The 16,436-nt window shown below is 57.4% G+C and carries 15 protein-coding genes; 10 read left to right on the plus strand and 5 right to left on the minus strand.

Annotation, left to right across the window (positions count from 1 at the left end; genetic code table 11):
* Positions 1–5 precede the first annotated feature (5 nt).
* From BLU04_RS12185 to dnaK, 3 genes are read right to left on the minus strand one after another with little or no spacing between them, the layout of a single operon-like run.
* Positions 6–995, minus strand: a complete 990-nt coding sequence (locus tag BLU04_RS12185; protein WP_093286454.1) for a DnaJ C-terminal domain-containing protein — start codon at positions 993–995, stop codon at positions 6–8.
* 11 nt (positions 996–1,006) lie between these two features.
* The gene (locus BLU04_RS12190) at positions 1,007–1,531 is read right to left on the minus strand and encodes a nucleotide exchange factor GrpE (RefSeq protein ID WP_093286457.1); all 525 of its coding nucleotides are present in this window, start codon (positions 1,529–1,531) and stop codon (positions 1,007–1,009) included.
* 11 nt (positions 1,532–1,542) lie between these two features.
* Positions 1,543–3,468 (minus strand): molecular chaperone DnaK, encoded by a 1,926-nt coding sequence (dnaK, locus tag BLU04_RS12195; RefSeq protein WP_093286459.1) that lies wholly within the window; start codon positions 3,466–3,468, stop codon positions 1,543–1,545.
* A 281-nt stretch (positions 3,469–3,749) separates the two neighbouring features.
* Between dnaK and BLU04_RS12200 the strand changes: the two genes are divergently transcribed.
* Both BLU04_RS12200 and BLU04_RS17250 read left to right on the plus strand, forming a co-directional pair.
* A complete protein-coding gene (locus BLU04_RS12200) occupies positions 3,750–4,151 on the plus strand; it encodes a hypothetical protein (RefSeq protein WP_093286461.1) in 402 nt (133 codons plus the stop codon).
* Between the two features lie 151 nt (positions 4,152–4,302).
* Positions 4,303–4,974, plus strand: coding sequence for a CHAD domain-containing protein (locus BLU04_RS17250; protein ID WP_093286464.1), 672 nt, complete (start codon positions 4,303–4,305; stop codon positions 4,972–4,974).
* A 52-nt stretch (positions 4,975–5,026) separates the two neighbouring features.
* Here the strand turns inward: BLU04_RS17250 and BLU04_RS12215 are convergent, their stop codons facing one another.
* Both BLU04_RS12215 and BLU04_RS12220 read right to left on the minus strand, forming a co-directional pair.
* Complete coding sequence (locus BLU04_RS12215; RefSeq protein ID WP_093286466.1) at positions 5,027–5,581, minus strand: general stress protein; 555 nt, start codon at positions 5,579–5,581, stop codon at positions 5,027–5,029.
* Between the two features lie 29 nt (positions 5,582–5,610).
* Complete coding sequence (locus BLU04_RS12220; protein WP_093286469.1) at positions 5,611–6,297, minus strand: lipid-binding SYLF domain-containing protein; 687 nt, start codon at positions 6,295–6,297, stop codon at positions 5,611–5,613.
* A gap of 652 nt (positions 6,298–6,949) precedes the next feature.
* On the opposite strand from BLU04_RS12220, the gene BLU04_RS12225 reads away from it, so the two are divergent.
* The 8 genes from BLU04_RS12225 to glgP all read left to right on the plus strand — a co-directional run bounded on the left by BLU04_RS12225 (position 6,950) and on the right by glgP (position 16,430).
* Positions 6,950–7,954, plus strand: coding sequence for an NADP-dependent oxidoreductase (locus tag BLU04_RS12225; protein ID WP_093286471.1), 1,005 nt, complete (start codon positions 6,950–6,952; stop codon positions 7,952–7,954).
* 14 nt (positions 7,955–7,968) lie between these two features.
* Complete coding sequence (locus BLU04_RS12230) at positions 7,969–8,769, plus strand: ATP-binding cassette domain-containing protein (protein ID WP_093286474.1); 801 nt, start codon at positions 7,969–7,971, stop codon at positions 8,767–8,769.
* Positions 8,770–8,778: 9 nt separating this feature from the next.
* Positions 8,779–9,573, plus strand: a complete 795-nt coding sequence (locus tag BLU04_RS12235; RefSeq protein WP_093286476.1) for an ABC transporter permease — start codon at positions 8,779–8,781, stop codon at positions 9,571–9,573.
* Between the two features lie 208 nt (positions 9,574–9,781).
* Entirely contained in the window at positions 9,782–10,465 is a 684-nt protein-coding gene (locus BLU04_RS12240) for a BON domain-containing protein (protein ID WP_093286479.1), read from the plus strand.
* 68 nt (positions 10,466–10,533) lie between these two features.
* Positions 10,534–11,640, plus strand: coding sequence for an alkene reductase (locus tag BLU04_RS12245; protein ID WP_093286482.1), 1,107 nt, complete (start codon positions 10,534–10,536; stop codon positions 11,638–11,640).
* A 104-nt stretch (positions 11,641–11,744) separates the two neighbouring features.
* Positions 11,745–12,182, plus strand: coding sequence for an RpiB/LacA/LacB family sugar-phosphate isomerase (locus BLU04_RS12250; protein WP_197672957.1), 438 nt, complete (start codon positions 11,745–11,747; stop codon positions 12,180–12,182).
* Positions 12,183–12,192: 10 nt separating this feature from the next.
* Positions 12,193–13,875 (plus strand): phosphoglucomutase (alpha-D-glucose-1,6-bisphosphate-dependent), encoded by a 1,683-nt coding sequence (gene pgm / locus BLU04_RS12255; protein ID WP_093286486.1) that lies wholly within the window; start codon positions 12,193–12,195, stop codon positions 13,873–13,875.
* A gap of 8 nt (positions 13,876–13,883) precedes the next feature.
* Complete coding sequence (gene glgP / locus BLU04_RS12260; protein ID WP_093286489.1) at positions 13,884–16,430, plus strand: alpha-glucan family phosphorylase; 2,547 nt, start codon at positions 13,884–13,886, stop codon at positions 16,428–16,430.
* Positions 16,431–16,436: the final 6 nt, after the last annotated feature.

Consider the following 16,436-nt stretch of genomic DNA (forward strand, 5'->3'; position numbering starts at 1 on the left):
TGACATCACGCTCTTTTTCTGGCGGCAAAGGTCGAAACTTGACCGAGCTTTACCCAGAGGGCCCGCTCTTCATCATTGATGGTCTTGGGAAGCTGAATGTCGACCGTCACGTAGAGGTTTCCCGGCGTTCCGCTTTTCCCTGTTGGCAAACCGTGCTTCGGCACTCGTAATTGCTGTCCATTGTTCGTTCCCGGCGGGATGCGGACATTGACCTCTCCGGTGAGAGTGGGAACTTTCGCGGTCGTTCCCAGAACACTCTCCCACGGAGCGAGATCGAGATCATAATAAAGATCGGCACCTCGAACTTGGAAATCGGGATGCGCTGCCAATCGCACCCTCAAATACAGATCGCCGGCTTTAGCCATCCCGAAGCCCTCGCCACCTTTTCCAGGCACGCGGATACGTTGCCCCTCCGCGACACCGGCCGGTATCCGAACCTTGAATTGGTGTGATTGAGTCTGCCCGCTCTGCGGATTGGTGCTCGCCAGCGAAATATCCCGGACGGCTCCATGCAAAACCTCGTTGAGGGTGACGAGGATATCGCCCTCGACGTCGTTCCCGGGGACGCCGCCATGCGATCTGCTGGATTGTCCGGCCCCCCTCCCCCCCTCCTCGAATGAAAACCCCGATTCCCCATTCCTGGCGAACATCTCTTCGAAGAAATCGCTGAATCCCGTTCCGCCGAAGTGGAAATCCTGAGTCTTTCCACCACTCGACGCACGGGGACCTTGCTGCGATGCCGTCGGTCGTTGGTAGGCCGCCCCCTCCTTCCAATTCGCCCCCAGTTCATCGTACCGCTTGCGCTTTTGCGGGTCGCTCAGGACTTCATGCGCCTCGTTGATTTCCTTGAACTTGGCTTCACCGGCCTTTTTGTCCTTCGCCACGTCCGGATGATATTTTCTAGCCGACTTTCGGAAGGCCTTCTTGATCGCATCGTCGTCGGCATCACGGGGAACCCCGAGTGTCGCGTAATAGTCTTTGAACTCAACGGACATCGTGGATCGCCCTATTGGCTATGGTCGTTGACGATGACCTTGGCCGCCCGAAGTATCCCATCTCCCCGATGATAGCCCTGTTGGACTATTTCGAGGATCGCGTGGTCGGGTTGCGAGGCAACGTTACGTGATCCGATCGCCTCATGACGAAGCGGATCGAACGGCTTCCCCAGGCTCACGTCCACCTCGATATCGTGGCGGTACAGGAGTTGCCGGAACTGTTGCAAGATCATACTCACCCCCTCAAGGAGTTGAACAAACGACGTATCGGGCCCCACCGCGAGCGCACGCTCCAGATTATCGATGACGGGGAGGATTTCGTTGATAAGCGCATCCTCCTTCGCAAGGGATCGGCGTTCCGCCTCCTGCGCGGTTCTTTTCCGAAAGTTGTCGAAGTCGGCGGCCAAACGAAGGTAGCGATCTTTCTGCTCTGCCAGTTCTTCCTTAAGCGAATCGGGAACCGCATCCCCGGACGGACTCGTCTCGGTATTGGGGCCGCCGGGAGGCACGGGGGATTGTTGGTGCTTTTGATTCATAAAGTGCTCGGCTAAGGCGTGGGCTGTTCGTCGACAACCTCGGCATCAATGACATCGCCCTCGTTCTGCCGCGGCTTCCCCGATCCATTCGGCTGCGCATTACCTTGGCCCTCTTTCGCCTTGGCCGATGACGAGCGGTACAGTGCCGCCGACGCCGCCTGCCAAACCTGAGTCAGGTGTTCGCTGGTTGATTTGATAGCGGAAAGATCGTCGCCCTTGAGGGCGTCTTTGACCTTTTGTGCCGACTCCTCGATCTGCGACCGGTCACTTTCGGACAGTTTTCCCGAATTTTCCCGGAACATCTTGTCGGAACGATAGACCGCGCTATCGGCTTCATTGCGCACCTCGATTTCCTCGCGCTTCTTCTTGTCGTCATCGGCGTGGAGATCGGCATCACGGCGCATCCTGTCGATTTCCTCCTTCGCCAGACCGCTGCTGGCAGTGATTGTGATCTTCTGCTCCTTGCCAGTCCCCATATCCTTTGCGCTCACGTTCAGGATCCCGTTGGCATCGAGGTCGAACGACACTTCGATTTGAGGAACTCCGCGGGGAGCGGGAGGGATGTCGGTAAGCTGAAACCGGCCAATGGTTTTATTGTCTTTGGACAGGGGGCGATCTCCCTGCAAGACGTGGACCTCCACCCCCGGCTGATTGTCCGCCGCCGTGCTGAAGGTCTCCGACTTGTGCGTCGGGATGGTGGCATTGCGTTCGATCAGCTTGGTGAAGATGCCACCCATCGTCTCGATGCCCAGCGACAGCGGCGTCACATCGAGCAAAACGACATCCTTCACATCCCCCTTGAGAATCCCCGCCTGTACCGCGGCCCCTACGGCCACAACCTCGTCGGGGTTGACCCCCTGGTGGGGCTTCTTGTCGACCAACGAACGGGCCGTTTCGACCACCCGAGGCATTCGCGTCATCCCGCCCACCATGACGAGTTCATCGACCTTGTCGGCCGTGATTCCGGCATCTTCGAGGCACTTCTTGACCGGCGCGATGGTGCGCTCGAAGAGATCCTCGCAAAGTTGGTCCATCTTGGCCCGCGAGAGCTTCAGGTCGATATGCTTCGGCCCGCTCGCATCGGCGGTGATGAACGGCAGGTTGATCCCATATTCAATGGTGCTGGAGAGGGCGATCTTCGCCTTTTCGGCCTCTTCCTTGATCCGTTGAAGGGAATCGGGCTGCTTGTCGAGTTCCATACCGTGGCTCTTTTTGAACTCGGCTAGAATCCAATCCATGATGCGGGCATCCCAATCGTCACCCCCCAAATGGGTATCGCCATTGGTCGCCTTGACCTCAAAAACACCGTCTCCAATGTCCAAAATGGAGATATCGAAGGTGCCTCCGCCCAAGTCATAGACAGCAACCACCTCGTTCTTGTTTTTATCGAGCCCGTAAGCCAGGGACGCCGCCGTCGGCTCGTTGATGATCCGAAGGACTTCCAGCCCCGCGATGCGGCCCGCATCCTTTGTGGCTTGCCGCTGGGAATCGTTGAAATAGGCGGGAACCGTGATGACCGCTTGGGTGATTTTCTCACCCACCCGCATCTCCGCGTCGGCCTTCAACTTCGAAAGAATCATGGCCGAGATCTCGGGCGGGCTAAACTGCTTCAGTTTGCCATCGACCGTGACCTCGACAGCGGCATCGCCATTGGCAGCCCGGATGACCTTGTAAGGCACCCGCTTGATCTCTTCCTGCACTTCGTCGAATTTACGCCCCATGAAGCGCTTGATCGAGTAGATCGTGTTGCGCGAGTTGGTTACCGCCTGCCTCTTGGCGGCATCACCGACGACCCGTTCGCCGGATTTGGTGAACGCGACCACCGACGGCGTGATCCGCTTGCCCTCCGAGTTCTCCAGAACGAGAGGTTCTCCTCCCTCCATGACCGCCATGCACGAGTTCGTTGTTCCCAGATCAATGCCGAGTACTTTTGCCATAAGGGTGTTTTTGAATGGTTTCTTCTAACCGAATTGCAGTTAGTCGCTCTATGGACAGCTTTCGAATCGGCTGATTTCAGGCAGCGTGTGTTTTAAAACCGGAGCGCTGCAAACAGGCTAAGCTGTGGCTGTGTATTTGCTATGGGGTGATCACCCCATAGCCCTATGCCAGCTCTTGCCCCAGGCTAACCGAGCCAGAAGACGGCCCCCAACGGTCTCTTAGACGACCGCCCGATCCACCTCTCCCACTAATTCACTTTTAATTAAAGATTTATACACATATGAAAATATCTGCCGGTTTATGGATCGATCATCGGAAAGCCGTGATTGTGGTTGTCTCAACCCACAGCGACGAAATCATCGAAATACGGTCCAATGTCGACAAGCAGCTTGGTCGATACGACGGCGTTCGCTCGACAACTCGTTACTCGCAGGAGGTCCCCGCCGACGACAGCCAAGAGAGAGAGTTTGAGGGCCAGCTCAACCAGTTTTACGATGAGGTGATCGCAGCGCTTCGGACCGCTGAATTCGTTCTGATTTTCGGCCCCGGCGAAGCCAAAGGCGAGTTGAAGAAGCGCTTGGAGAAAGGCAGGCACGAGATAGGCATCATCACCGTCGAAACCGACGACAAGATGACGGACCACCAGATCGCCGCGAAAGTCCGCGAGCACTTTCACAAATGAGACGCTTCTTGATCTCTGAAGCGCGTCTCTAAGGATATGAAAGAGCAGCAGTGGAAGGCTCTATTGCTGGGTGAACTGAGAAAAGCGATAGGCCAACTCAGCCCCGCCCTTTCCAAGTCTCTCTCCCAAAAGACACGCGACGTTCGCATCCATGAAGCACGGAGATCGATTAAAAAGCTGCGCTCCGCTCTCCGCCTGCTCCGAGATACCCTTCCTGCGGAGATTCTTCAGCAAATCATCCAGTCCTTGCGCAAAGCGGCACAATCCCTCAGCCCCCTGCGGGATCAAAGAGCACTTCATAAGACCCTACTGGAAGTGGCACGAAGTGTGGGGTATTCAGCCTCCATCCCCCCCTCCCCCTACTTCCTTCCGGCGCCTGATCTCAGATGCTCTACGCAACCTAAGGATAGTCGAGAGATGCTGGGGACAGCTTGTTTGGAAAAAGGTTGATCGGAAGCTCGTGAAGCGCGGCCTAAAACGGCTCTATCGCCGCTGGAAACGAGCACTGACCCGGGCCGAGTTGAAACGCTCCGACATCCGTCTTCACATCTGGAGAAAGCGCACCAAGGATCTCGCCTATGCCCTGCACCTGCTTGGCCTCAGGAACTCAAAGCTCGAAGAAAAGGCTCTTCAATTGGAGAACCATCTCGGCAACGATCACGACTTGGCGCTCTTGCAGAAAACAGCCTCTTTCCGTTCGGAAAGTAAGATCCTACGCCGCTTCACCCGAGAAGCACGCCGCGAACACCAGGAGAAGGCGTTCCGCCTCGGTCACCGCCTCCTCTACGATTCCCCAAAGCACTTTATTCGCCACTTGGCATAGCCCAAAGCTCGGAGCGCCCTTTCGGACGCCCCAAGACGAAGCAATAAAGGCTCTACGCTTTAAGCTGACACTCTTCGACACCGACGGGAGGGATTGTATAATCTTGGGCTCCCTCCGGACTGGTACGCTTGATCGTTGCACGGGCGAGCGTCGCATCTCCCTCCGTACCGTGAGCGATCACGATAAAATTGCCCGCCTTCAGCGCTGTCTCGTATTGCACGATGCTGTCCTTAGGTATGCCCATTCCCACCAAGCCGGCCCCAATGGCACTCAGACCGCCCACAACCAAAGCTCCCTCCAACGCGCCGACGATGCAATTGACAAGCGGTCCCGCTACGAGCATCGGTCCGATGCCTGGAACAAAAAAGAAAGCAGACCCGAGCAGCAGGCCCCAAATGCCGCCCCAAAAGGCTCCCGTCTTGCCCCAGAATCTCATGCGGTCGCCGATGTTGTAATAACCAACGACGTGTTCCTCCGTTTGATAATCTTTTCCCACGATCGACAGCTTCTTCATGTCGATGCCCGCATGCTGAAGTTCCTTGACGGCAGCTTCGGCTTCGACATGGGACTTATAAATCGCCACCACAGCGTTGCAATTCGATTTCATATTTGAAAAGTGATGATGTGGCTTCGCCTCTACGCCTTACCATCGAGGAGCAAGTACAGGCGATCTGTCGATGCAGGTGACTTGATCGTACCGTTCAGAATATCCTTGATGCGCACATCATTCCCATAGGCTGCTCGGTTGATGCTGTTCTTGCGCTCAATCGACGTGCCACCCAAGGTCGCGCCACCAAAGACACCGGCCGAGTCCTTATAAACAACGATCTCTGTTTTCTCGAGATCCGCCGTCGATGCCTTTGCCGTTGCCGTATCGGATCCGGCCGTGCCGCTAGCGGTTGCGTTCAGACGGGTCTTGCCATGGCTCGTGAACTGCCTGACGGCATGATCCGTGTTCAAGATGACGATATAGCGGGCTTCAGTAAAACCGATCTGAGCGCCAATGCTTGCCCCGCTGACATTGAAGGCGGAGGGAGCCGTCCAGGAACGGAGCTTCATATCACCAAGACGCGCCACAACGATTCCTTCTCCTCCCAACCCACCGATCCCCAAGCCCGCCTTGGTCACGGTGAAAATGGCCACTCCCTTCGCATGAGCATATAAGGAGGCCGGAATGGGATCAGCAGAGTCCTGTTTCTGATCGAGAATCTGGATTGCAGATTGAATCCGTTCTTTCATGTCTGCGGCTTGGACGAACGCAGTTTGAGAAAACAGGAAAGCCATCGATCCTACGGCTAGGATTTTTGTGAGTTTTTTAATCATGCGCTCAAAATAAGACGAGACGATGTTGATTCCTATGGGGTGTGTACCCCACCGGCAAAATGCAATCCGACCTCAAAGTATTCCGTCTACGGTTCTCAGCTAGCGCGGCGCACCTCTTCGGTAGGGTAACACCCTATGGCATCGGTCCCGTCGTGTACTAGGTTAGGATCAGGCCAGCGACACAACCGTCTCAAGGTAGTCGCACTCAACCAGGGCATTTCAGCACAGCACGTACTGTTTAAAAGCACGCACCATAGCCCCATGAAAGCAAAAGCAACTCACCCTCCGCTTGCGGATAGTTCCCAGGATGACCGCGAGCGTTTTCTCCACCTTACTCTTTTGGCATTGGGTGTCGCAGTCTTCGGTTTGCTCGCCGCCATGACCTTGACGGCATCCATCGTGGTCTTGCTATGGAACCACTCCCCCGCCGGGGTTCTTGTGACCTTGAGCGGTTTGTATGGGATAACAGGGGCTTACTTCTTTCGACGTCTCATTGGGCTTCTGCGCACCTGTCGATCACTTTGCCCCTCATTGGATCAGGCAAAAAGCAGTCCTGGCCACACGGTCAAGAACCTCGCGTAAAAAGCCTGCTTCGTTTCGCATGGGGTTAACACCCCATACGCCTGCGAACTCTCTCCGGCTAGACTGACGCATGTCGAAAACTACAAGCCGCGAGATCCAATTGGCCTCCCGTCCCAAGGGAGTCCCAACTGCCGATAATTTCACGCTCGCGCAGGTAGAGTTAAAGCCCCTTAAAGAAGAGGAGGTTCTCGTCCGCAATCTTTACATGTCGGTCGATCCCTACATGCGGGGACGGATGAACGAGGGAAAATCGTATGCAACGCCGTTCCAGTTGGGCCAGCCACTCGAAGGCGGGGCTATCGGCGAGGTCGTGGAGTCTCTTTCCGGACAATTCAAGCCAGGCGACATCGTTCTTTCCAATTTCGGCTGGAGAGAACTCTTTGTTGCTTCAGCCAAGGATCTGCAACCGGTCAGTCGCGAGATTCAACCGCTTTCGACTTGGCTCGGTGCCTTGGGGATGACGGGCATGACCGCGTGGGCCGGACTGAACCTGGTAGGAGTCAAAGCCGGGGATATCGTTTTTATTTCGGGAGCAGCGGGAGCCGTCGGCAGTATCGCGGGACAAATCGCAAAACTGCGGGGATGCCGGGTTATCGGCTCGGTCGGTTCGGTTGAAAAGGTGATGTTTCTACGGGATGAGTGCCGCTTCGATATCGCTTTCGATTACCACATTGCCCCCGTCCTCGAGCAGTTGAGCCTTGAGGCTCCCGACGGCATCGATGTCTATTTCGATAACGTGGGAGGTGAAGCGCTCGAAGCCGCACTCTCGGTTTTGCGCGTTCACGGTCGCATCATCGCCTGCGGAGGAATCTCGGGTTACAACGAGGAAAAGCTACGGCCCGGCCCTTCCAATCTTTTCAATATCACCTCCAAACGACTTACGATGAAAGGGTTCATCGTTACCGATTGGCTCGGCTATCGAGCCGAGTTTGAAAAGGAAGTGGGCGGCTATTTCCGCGCTGGAGAACTAAAGAGCCGGGAAACCGTCGTCGAAGGGCTCGACAAAGCTGTGAATGCCTTCCTTGGCCTCTTTGAAGGCAAGAACATCGGCAAGATGATTGTGAAGCTAGCTTGAGCCCAGGATACCCCATGAGTGACATCGTTCTCGAGATCAAGGCCCTCACTCGTCACTTCGGTGTCTTTACGGCTGTCGATGCCCTGACCCTTTCGGTCAACGCCGGGGAGGTCTTCGGCTTGCTCGGCTCCAACGGGGCTGGCAAAACCACCACAATCAAGATGCTCACCACGCTGTTGCGCCCCTCCTCGGGTGACGCACTGGTGGCCGGCTGCTCGATCACGACCCAGGCGCTCGGCGTCCGCCGCGCCATCGGCTATGTGCCGCAGGCTGTTTCCGTCGATGGATCGCTCACCGGGTATGAGAATCTTCTTATCTTCTCGAAACTTTATGAAATCCCGCACGGCGAGCAGCAGGCGCGTATCCGCGAGGCCCTGGAATTCATGGGTCTGACATCCGATAGCGACCGTCTCGTCAGCGAATACTCGGGGGGCATGATCCGTCGGCTTGAGATAGCCCAGGCAACACTCCATCGACCGAGGGTCCTTTTCCTCGATGAACCGACCGTCGGACTCGACCCAATCGCACGCGACGCCGTTTGGAAGCACCTCGTCGATCTGAGAGCCAATTATGGAACGACCTTGTTCTTTACCACCCACTACCTGGAGGAGGCGGAAAGCCATTGCGATCGGATCGCGATCATGAATCGCGGTAAGGTGGCTGCGCTAGGAACCTGTAAGGAACTCGAGACGGCCCTGGGAGGCAGCCATACCCTGAGTGAAGTTTTCGTCCACTATGCGGGCGAGTCCCTTTACTCCGGGGGTACCCTTCGATCAGTCTCTTCCGAACGTGCCGCAGCCCAGCGCCTTGGCTGATTCAATGAAATGAGCACCACTTCCATCCATCCCGTCATCGGTTTCATAGACAAAACGTTTGTCATCGCCGAATTCGAATTACGCAAGCTACGCCACGACTTCACCGAACTGATCACGAGGGCTCTCCAGCCCGCTCTGTGGATGCTCATTTTCGGGCAGGTCTTCGCCCGCGGTGGAGCGATCAATACGGGCAATGTTCCCTATCTCGACTTCATCGCCCCGGGCATCCTGGCTCAAAGCGTTCTCTTCGTAGCCATCTTTTACGGCGTCAACGTCATCTGGGAGCGCGACCTCGGTATCGTGCAGAAGTTCCTCGCCAGCCCTACCCCACGGGCGGCCTTGGTGCTGGGCAAAGGGTTGTCCGCAGGAATCCGGTCCCTGTCGCAAACACTGGTCGTCTACGGTCTCTCGCTGTTTCTAGGGGTGAAGCTGAATTGGAGCCCCCTCGCCCTCTTCAACGTCCTGACGATTGTCATCCTTGCAGCCACCCTGTTCTCGACGTTTTCACTCATCATCGCGTGCATCGTGAAGACGCGCGAACGCTTCATGGGCGTAGGCCAAGTGCTCACCATGCCGCTATTTTTTGCAAGCAACGCGATCTACCCGACCTCCATCATGCCGGAGTGGTTGAAGACCGTTTCCCACCTTAATCCCCTCACCTATGTCGTCGATGCCCTGCGAACGTTCATGCTCGCTGACAGCACTAGCGCGTTCGGCCTGGGATTCGACTACGCCGTCATCTTGCTGACGACCGCCATCCTGGTGGTGATTGGAGCCCGACTGTACCCCCGTCTTGCTTCGTAAAGTGAAGTAAAGACAGGGCCGTTCTACCCCCCGGGGTAGGGTTACACCCTATAGCTAAGATCCGGATATAGGAGTCAACTCCTCCTGTCATGAAAAGCAGGTGACTGCTCCGCTGCGCGTTCCCTCCGTTTCCAATCATTCGTGAAAGCAGAGAAGAGAACAGCATGACTCGACAATCAACAACACGAGCAAAGGGATATCCAACGATATGAACGCTATTTTAGAGAAAAGTGATGCGGAATTGAAGAGAGACGTGCTGGACGAGCTTATGTATGAGCCGAGCGTCAAGATGACCGACATCGGCGTCCTGGTGAAGAATGGCGCGGTGACGCTCACCGGCTTCGTCGAGAGCTACGGTGAGAAATCGAATGCCGTGCGCGCGGCCAAGCGGGTCGGTGGAGTGAACGCCATCGCCGACGACATCGTAGTCAAACTGCCCGACCTGCACAATCGCACCGACGGAGAGGTCGCCGCTGCCGCAGCCAATCAACTCCAGTACTCCACCACGATCCCCACAGGAGCCGTCCAGGTAATCGTTCGTGAAGGCTTGGTCACCTTGGAGGGTCAAGTGGAATGGGGCTACCAGCGGGACGCCGCAGAAGGTGCTGTCAAATTTCTGACAGGCGTCACGGGTGTGAACAATTTCATCCACGTCAAACCCAAGCTGGCCGCAGGGGATGTCAAATCGGCCATTGAATCGGCCTTCGAACGGAGCGCCCTTTTGGACGCCAAGAAGATCGAGGTGGTGACCGTGAACAACAAGGTGACACTCCGAGGCAAAGTTCGAAGCTATGCCGAATTGGATGAAGCCGCGCGAGCCGCTTGGTCGGCGGCGGGAGTCTTCGAGGTAGATAATCAGCTCAAGGTCGAGTGGGCTTGGCTTTCCACCTAATCACAACGAATTGACCGCCCTCAACGAGAAGAAACGAGAGTGGAATTCAGAACTTCGATCCAAATGAAATGATGAATGCTCCGACTCTTTTTACTCCGCTGCGTCTGGGGGCGGTTGAGATGCCGAATCGCTTGCTCATGGCCCCCCTTACACGGATGCGTGCGGGCCCTGGCAGGATGCCGACCCTCTCGATGGCCGAGTACTACACTCAGCGGGCGAAAGCCGGCCTCATCGTCTCCGAGGCCACGGCTATTTCCCAACAGGGAACAGGCTGCCCCAATACGCCCGGCATCTACACCGATGGGCAGATCGCAGGCTGGGAGGGCGTGGTGAAGTCCGTTCACATGGCGGGCGGCCGGATTTTTCTTCAGCTCTGGCATATGGGGCGGATATCCCATCCCTCCTTCCAACCGGAGGGAGGCCTGCCGGTCGCCCCCAGCGCCATCGCCCCACAGTCGGGCCAGGCCCTCACGGAAAGCGGCTTGCAGTCTTACGTCACACCGCGCGCGCTCGAAACCAAAGAGTTGCCCGGAATTGTCGCGCAATATGCCGCTGCGGCCAAGAACGCCTGGAGAGCCGGATTCGATGGGGTGGAGATCCATAATGCCAACGGATACCTGCTCGATCAGTTCCTTCGTGATGGCACGAATCACCGCGAAGACGAATACGGTGGTTCGGTCGAGAACCGTTCCCGACTCACTCTGGAAGTCACCGAAGCCGTGACGAAGATTTGGGGTGCCGATCGCGTGGGCATTCGCTTTTCGCCTGGAGGCGTGTTCAACGACATGCGGGATTCGGACCCGTTGGCCACGTTCAGCCATGTGCTGCACGAACTAAATCGCTTCGGCCTCGCCTACGCACATCTGATCGTCTCGACTGAAGAGGACATTCGGCATGGTGCGGTGCCGGTCCCCCTGGCCACGCTCCGGAAAGAGTTCCACGGGCCGTTGATCATCGCCAACGGCTTCACCCGCATGACGGCGACGCAAGCCCTGTTGGAAGGCGTCGCCGACGCCGTCGCCTTCGGTCGGCTGTTTATTGCGAACCCCGATTTACCTCATCGCTTTCAACTGAATGCTCCGTTGAATTCGCCCGATGAATCGACTTTTTATGGAGGAACGGAAAAGGGATACACCGACTATCCCGCGCTGAACCTCGAATTCGTTCAAAAATAAGTCGGAGTCAGTTTGAAAATCGGGCTGAACCGGAACTTGCATCCCCACCACAGAATATGCCCGATATCCCGCCCCCTCATGCCAAGACACCGAAATTCATCGGCATGGCCACCGACCACGCCGGTTACGAATTGAAAGAGCATCTGAAGGGCAAGTTGTGCGAAGCCGGTTATGAGGTGATCGATTTTGGGGTTCTGAAGCCCAAACCCGACGACGACTATCCCGATTTCGTGGTGCCGCTGGCCCACGTTCTATCCCGGGGAGAGGTCGACCGCGGTATCGCCATCTGTGGAAGCGGCGTCGGGGCATCGGTCGCCGCGAACAAAGTGGCAGGCGTGCGGGCTTGCCTGATTCACGAAGTCTTTTCGGCACACCAGGGCGTGGAGGACGACGATCTCAACATGCTCTGCCTTGGAGGACTCGTGGTAGGTCACTCACTCGCCTGGGATTTGGTTCAAAGCTTTCTCGCAGCCCGATTCAGCGGTGAGGAACGTCATCGCCGTCGGCTAGCCAAGGTTGCAGATCTGGAACGAAAGCCATGACCTCCCCGACATGAAAATAAGCCCCCTCGCAGGAAAACCTTCAGAACCGGACAGGTTGCTCCACATCCCCTGCCTGGTCACAGCCTATTACACCGGCATTCCCGACCCCACGGTGCCATCCCAGCGGGTAGCTTTCGGCACCTCCGGCCATCGCGGCACCGCCTTCAAAACATCCTTCAACGAAAGCCACATCCTCGCGATCACTCAGGCGATCTGCCTTTACCGAAAAAGGCAGGGAACCGATGGGCCTCTCTTCCTGGGAATCGACACCCATGCCCTCTCGATTCCCGCCTATGCCACCGCCTTGGAAGTGCTCAGCGCAAACGGAGTCGAGGTCATCCTCGCAGCCGGGGACGAGTACACTCCGACTCCGGTGATTTCCCATGCGATTCTCAACTATAATCGAGGGAGGAAAAAGGGACTCGCCGACGGCATTGTCGTAACCCCCTCCCACAATCCGCCGCAGGACGGAGGTTTCAAATACAATCCCCCCCAAGGGGGCCCGGCGGACACACTCGCCACCGGATGGATCGAGAAGAAGGCCAATGCGCTTCTGTCATCCCGACTTAAAGGAGTGAAGAGGATCCCGCTGGCGAAAGCACTCGCTGCCGTCACGACTCATCGGAGCGACTATCTCTGCGACTACATCGCCGATCTCGGGAGTGTGGTCGACATGGACCTCATCCGAAGCGTGAAACTCAGCATGGGAGTCGACCCGATGGGGGGTGCCGGGGTTCACTACTGGGGACGCATCGCAGAGCACTATGGCCTGAATCTCAGCGTCGTCAGTGAAGAGGTCGACCCCTCCTTTCGCTTTATGCCCCTCGACTGGGACGGTCAGATCCGGATGGATCCCTCCTCTCCCTATGCGATGCAGCGCCTGATCGGCATGAAGGGGCAGTTCGATCTCTCCTTTGCCTGCGACACCGATCACGACCGGCATGGAATCGTGACCAAAAGCGAAGGCTTGCTGCCGCCTAACCACTATCTTTGCGTAGCGATCCACTATCTTTTTAAGAATCGTCCGAAGTGGTCTGCGGCGGCGGGGGTCGGCAAGACCGTCGTGAGCAGTCGGATGATCGACCGGGTCGTCTCCAAATTAGGTCGAAAACTTTTCGAGGTCCCAGTCGGCTTCAAGTGGTTTGTCGACGGCCTCCTTGACGGCTCGCTCGGCTTCGGGGGCGAAGAAAGCGCTGGAGCCACGTTTTCCCGCCTAGACGGCACCCCTTGGACGACCGACAAGGACGGGATCATCCCCTGCCTGCTTGCGGCCGAGATGACAGCCCGGACGGGCCGAGACCCAGCCACACTTTATCGCGAACTCACCCACGAGTTCGGGGAACCCACCTATGATCGCGTCGACGCCCCGGCGACTCCCGAACAAAAGGAACGTCTGGCGAAGCTCTCACCCCGGCAGGTCAAGATTTCTCATCTGGCCGGCGAAAGAATCGAGACCGTACTCACTCACGCCCCCGGCAACGGGGCGCCCATCGGCGGATTAAAGGTCATCGCGGATAGCGGCTGGTTCGCTGCCCGGCCCTCTGGAACGGAGGATATCTACAAAATTTATGCGGAGAGCTTTCAGGGTGCCAATCACTTGCACCTTATCCTGGAAGAGGCCAAAGCCATTGTGAACGCGGCTTTGGCATCCCGGCCCATCAAACTTCGGGGAAAAGGCCCCCCTAAAACTTAAGGAAAAACATGACCCAGCCAACGCCTATCAACCATTCGGCATACAGTTTTCTGCCCACCGATGTGGACGGATTCAATTCCCTCGCCGAGTTGGCCCTGGATTTACGTTGGTCTTGGAATCATGGCGCGGACCAGGTTTGGCGGCGGCTTGATCCTGTGTTGTGGGAACTCACCCAGAATCCATGGGTTGTCCTTCAGACAGTTTCACGAGAGAAGCTCAAATGCCTCTTGGCCGACGTTGCCTTTCGCAAGAACGTCGATGACCTCCTGCTGGCAAAACATCATGCGGAAGAGACACCCGCTTGGTTTCAGGAGAATTATCCGGGGTCTCCCCTCACCTGCATCGCCTATTTCAGCATGGAATTCATGTTGAGCGAAGCTTTGCCCATCTACTCCGGCGGTCTCGGGAACGTGGCTGGCGACCAGCTCAAAGCCACCAGCGATTTGGGAGTTCCCGCCGTCGGCGTCGGGCTTCTCTACCAGCAGGGCTATTTCAGGCAGGTCATCGACAAGGAGGGCGGGCAACAGGCTCTCTATCCTTACAACGATCCCGGCCAACTTCCCATCATGCCGTTGCGTCACGCCAACGGCGAGTGGCTGCGGTTAGAAATCGCCTTGCCCGGTTACTCGGTCTGGTTGCGCGCCTGGCAGGTGCAAGTCGGCCGGGTCAAACTATACCTGCTGGACAGCAACGACGCGGCCAACTTCCCCGCTCATCGAGGCATCACCAGCGAGCTTTACGGTGGCGGGCAGGAACTGCGTATCAAACAGGAAATGCTGCTCGGAATCGGAGGATGGCGGCTACTCAGCGCCCTCGGCATTCAGCCGGAGGTTTGTCACCTCAACGAGGGACATGCGGCCTTTGCCGTGTTGGAGCGTGCTCGCAGTTTTATGGAGGAGAGCGGACAGCCCTTCGAGGTCGCCTTAGCGGCTACTCGCGCGGGAAACCTTTTCACGACCCACACGGCCGTTACCGCCGGCTTTGACCGTTTTCCTCCCGCGCTCATCGAGCAATACCTCGGACGCTATGCCGAAGAGAAGCTCGGCATCCCGCTACACGATCTCCTGGCTTTGGGGCGTCAAAACCCGGGCGATGCGTCTGAAAGCTTCAATATGGCCTACCTGGCCATTCGGGGGAGTGGGGCGGTGAACGGGGTGAGTCGCCTGCATGGCAAGGTGAGCAGGAACCTCTTCGAGCCCCTTTTCCCCCGTTGGCCGGAAGACGAGGTACCTGTTGGCCATGTGACTAACGGGATCCACGTCCCGACCTGGGACTCTGCCCCGGCAGATGCCCTTTGGACTGAGGCTTGCGGAAAGAACCGCTGGCTCGGGACGTGTGAGGACCTGGAAGAGGACATCCGCCACGTCCCCGACGCCAAACTCTGGGAGTTCCGCACCGCCGCCCGGAAATCCCTTGTCGAGTATGCGCGCGAAAGAATAGCCCGGCAATTGGCCTCGTCCGGAGAAGTCTCCGCAGAGGTCGAGAGCATGAAGCACCTCTTCGATCCCAACGCGCTGACACTCGGTTTCGCCCGCCGTTTCGCCACCTACAAAAGGCCGAACCTGCTCCTGCACAATCCGGAGCGGTTACTCCGTCTTCTATCGAATCCGCAGCGCCCGGTGCAGTTGATCATTGCCGGGAAGGCCCATCCCGAGGATCGCGCCGGACAGGCCCTGATCCGTCAATGGATCCGTTTCATCCGTCAGGCAGAAGTCCGCCCCCATATCGTCTTTCTGAGCGACTATGACATGCTGTTGACCGAACACCTGGTGCAGGGGGTCGACGTCTGGATCAACACTCCCCGGCGCCCCTGGGAGGCATGCGGCACCAGCGGCATGAAAGTCCTCGTCAACGGCGGCATCAATTTTTCGGAATTGGATGGCTGGTGGTCCGAAGCCTATGTCCCCGACCTCGGCTGGGCACTCGGGGACGGCCTGGAACACGGCACCGATCCTGGATGGGACGATGCCGAAGCCGAAATGCTCTACGACATGCTGGAACACGAGGTGGTCCCCGAATTTTACGCCCGCGATACTCAGGGCATTCCCACCGCGTGGGTCGCCCGCATGCGGGAGAGCATGGCACGGTTGACCCCCCAATTCTCAGCCAGCCGCACCGTGCGAGAATACACCGAAAGGCACTATCTTCCCGCCGCCCAGGCGTACCGCGCACGGACCTCAAACAAGGGCGCCATTGGCAGTCAAATAATCGATTGGCGCCGTAGTTTGGAGCAAAAATGGGCCTCGCTCCGCTTTGGAGACCTTAAAATGGAAACCTTGGGCGAACAGCATCTCTTCGAGGTGCAGGTTTTTCTTAACGATCTCGACCCCAAGGCGGTTCGGGTTGAGCTTTGTGCCAACGAAATCTCCGGTGCCGCTCCCATTCGGCAGGAGATGAAGCGCATGCATCAGTTAGCCGACGTCGCCGGCACCTACGTCTATAGCGGGGCCGTCCCTGCCGAGCGTCCGCTTTCCGACTTTACGGCAAGGGTGATACCGCACTTCGATGGTGTGGCAATCCCACTCGAAGAGGGCCGAGTTCTTTGGCAGCGGTGATTGCAT

The organism is Verrucomicrobium sp. GAS474 (assembly GCF_900105685.1).
Lineage (GTDB): Bacteria > Verrucomicrobiota > Verrucomicrobiia > Methylacidiphilales > GAS474 > GAS474.

Bases quoted from the DNA above. Each gene is read 5' to 3' on its own strand.
- BLU04_RS12200 (WP_093286461.1), top strand. From the start codon at position 3,750: ATGAAAATATCTGCCGGTTTATGGATCGATCATCGGAAAGCCGTGATT.
- BLU04_RS12235 (WP_093286476.1), top strand. From the start codon at position 8,779: ATGAGCACCACTTCCATCCATCCCGTCATCGGTTTCATAGACAAAACG.
- BLU04_RS12215 (WP_093286466.1), bottom strand. From the start codon at position 5,581: ATGAAATCGAATTGCAACGCTGTGGTGGCGATTTATAAGTCCCATGTC.
- dnaK (WP_093286459.1), bottom strand. From the start codon at position 3,468: ATGGCAAAAGTACTCGGCATTGATCTGGGAACAACGAACTCGTGCATG.
- pgm (WP_093286486.1), top strand. From the start codon at position 12,193: ATGAAAATAAGCCCCCTCGCAGGAAAACCTTCAGAACCGGACAGGTTG.
- BLU04_RS17250 (WP_093286464.1), top strand. From the start codon at position 4,303: ATGAAGCACGGAGATCGATTAAAAAGCTGCGCTCCGCTCTCCGCCTGC.
- BLU04_RS12220 (WP_093286469.1), bottom strand. From the start codon at position 6,297: ATGATTAAAAAACTCACAAAAATCCTAGCCGTAGGATCGATGGCTTTC.
- BLU04_RS12230 (WP_093286474.1), top strand. From the start codon at position 7,969: ATGAGTGACATCGTTCTCGAGATCAAGGCCCTCACTCGTCACTTCGGT.
- BLU04_RS12240 (WP_093286479.1), top strand. From the start codon at position 9,782: ATGAACGCTATTTTAGAGAAAAGTGATGCGGAATTGAAGAGAGACGTG.
- glgP (WP_093286489.1), top strand. From the start codon at position 13,884: ATGACCCAGCCAACGCCTATCAACCATTCGGCATACAGTTTTCTGCCC.
- BLU04_RS12190 (WP_093286457.1), bottom strand. From the start codon at position 1,531: ATGAATCAAAAGCACCAACAATCCCCCGTGCCTCCCGGCGGCCCCAAT.
- BLU04_RS12225 (WP_093286471.1), top strand. From the start codon at position 6,950: ATGTCGAAAACTACAAGCCGCGAGATCCAATTGGCCTCCCGTCCCAAG.
- BLU04_RS12250 (WP_197672957.1), top strand. From the start codon at position 11,745: ATGGCCACCGACCACGCCGGTTACGAATTGAAAGAGCATCTGAAGGGC.
- BLU04_RS12185 (WP_093286454.1), bottom strand. From the start codon at position 995: ATGTCCGTTGAGTTCAAAGACTATTACGCGACACTCGGGGTTCCCCGT.
- BLU04_RS12245 (WP_093286482.1), top strand. From the start codon at position 10,534: ATGATGAATGCTCCGACTCTTTTTACTCCGCTGCGTCTGGGGGCGGTT.